The sequence below is a fragment of the Streptomyces sp. NPDC002671 genome, assembly GCF_053592475.1.
On record NZ_JBSFVU010000161.1, the window covers coordinates 1 to 1,737 of the forward strand.

The 1,737-nt window shown below is 65.7% G+C and carries 3 protein-coding genes; 1 reads left to right on the forward strand and 2 read right to left on the reverse strand.

The window, feature by feature from the left end:
• On the reverse strand, positions 1 to 497 hold a 497-nt coding region (locus tag ACWD35_RS45435), incomplete at its 3' end, for an IS3 family transposase (protein ID WP_451357170.1).
• Complete coding sequence (locus tag ACWD35_RS45440) at positions 494 to 778, reverse strand: transposase (RefSeq protein WP_451357171.1); 285 nt, start codon at positions 776 to 778, stop codon at positions 494 to 496. The genes ACWD35_RS45435 and ACWD35_RS45440, both read right to left, overlap by 4 nt.
• Positions 779 to 966: 188 nt before the next feature.
• Here ACWD35_RS45440 and ACWD35_RS45445 point away from each other — a divergent pair, with 188 nt between their 5' ends.
• The gene (locus tag ACWD35_RS45445) at positions 967 to 1,701 is read left to right on the forward strand and encodes a hypothetical protein (RefSeq protein WP_451357172.1); all 735 of its coding nucleotides are present in this window, start codon (positions 967 to 969) and stop codon (positions 1,699 to 1,701) included.
• The last annotated feature ends 36 nt before the right edge of the window (positions 1,702 to 1,737 follow it).

The following is a 1,737-nucleotide window of genomic DNA, read 5'->3' on the forward strand; positions in this document are numbered from 1 at the left end:
CTGGTGATCAGGGTGACAAGAGCCGTGTAACGGGAGACTGTTACGCACGGTTCTGTGGGAGCCGGAGGGTGAGATTCCCTCCGGCTACCCGACCCGATCCAGACGGTGTTGGGGGCAGCGGCGGTGAAGTTCCGCTGCAGCAGGTCGGGCACCGCCTGACGGTCCGGATCCGGGATCGTCGTGCGATGTCTCTTCCGCAACCTCCGTCCTGTAATGGCGTGTTGGCGCATCAGCCGCTCGATGCGCTTGCGATTGACGAGCAGACCGCTCTCGCGGAGTTCGGCGGTGATCCGCTTGGACCCGTACGTCTTCCCGGATGCGGCATGGATCGTGCGTATTCGCCGGGTGAGGGCCGCGTCGGCGGCCTTCCTCGCAGCCCTGGCCTGCGCTGTCTTCAACCAGCGATAGAACCCGGACCTCGAAAGGTTCAAAACGGTGCACAGCCGCTTCACGCCGAAGGCGTCACGGTGGTCGGCGACGAACTGGAAGCGGCTCACCAGCTGGTCTCTCCCGCAAAATACTTAGCCGCCCGGCGCAGGATGTCGCGTTCCATCTCCAGCTCGCGGACCTGCTTGCGCAGTGCCGCAATCTCGGCGTCCTTCGCCGACGCGGCCACCGCCTCGGGGCGGGCAGCATTGTCCGCGGTCTTCACCCACTGCCGCAGCGTCTCGTGGTTCACCCCGAGCTCGGCCGCGATCTGCGAGACCGGACGGCCTGACGACCGCACCAGCTCGACGGCGTCAGCCCGGAACTCCGCCGGGTACTTGTAGGTCCCCACCTGGGACTCCTCTCCTGGACTCGAGATCCAGTGTCAAGGTGTCCACGATCAAGGTGGAGGGCCCGTCGCCGTCGAGCTGATCTCCAGACACACCCCGAGTCGTCCATGCGATCCGTCCGCCGAACCGATTCCCATCGACGCCCGGTGAGACGCAGCAACAGATGTCGATCGATTGTCAGGAGCACCCCATGCGAGCCAAAAGCATCACCTACGACACTGGCTTCACTCCGGGCGGAAAGAGTTCGCGGCCCGTCTTCGACGCAGGCGCGGTGCGACGCGAGATCCGCGTCATCGCAGACGATCTGCACTGCGATGCCGTGCGGATCACCGGCGGCGACCCTGGGCGACTGGCCCGTGCGGCCCGGCACGCCGCCGATGCCGGGCTTGAGGTCTGGTTCTCCCCATTCCCTTGCGAACTGTCCGCCGAAGAGCTGCTGCCCTACTTCGCCACCTGTGCCGACCGCGCCCAGGAGGTGGGAGCGGACGTCTTCGTCACCGGCTGCGAACTGAGCCTGTTTGCCGCCGACATTCTCCCCGGAGACGACAGCCTCGCCAGAATCGAAGCCCTGACCAGCGGCGCCCCCGAGGCATTGGCCGGGCTCGCCGAGGTTCCTGCCCGGCTGAACTCCTTGCTGGCCAACATCGCAGAGACGGTGCGTTCACCGTTCCGCGGAAAGATCACCTACGCCTCCGGAACGTGGGAACAGGTCGATTGGGCGCCCTTCGACATCGTAAGTGCGGACGCCTACGGCGATTCCAGTGACGCCTTCCGTCAGGGCCTGCGCGAGTATTTCCGGCACGGCAAGCCGCTCGCGGCGACCGAATTCGGCTGCTGCACCTACCGGGGTGCAGCCGAGCGCGGCGGCATGGAGGCTTTTCCAACCTGCTGCGTCAGCTTGGCAGTTGGGCTGACGAACTGGTGAAGCCCCTGGTAGATGGGTTGTTCGACCAAGAAGAAC

Excerpts from the sequence above, each read along its gene's own strand:
- ACWD35_RS45445 (WP_451357172.1), top strand. The coding sequence starts at position 967 with ATGCGAGCCAAAAGCATCACCTACGACACTGGCTTCACTCCGGGCGGA.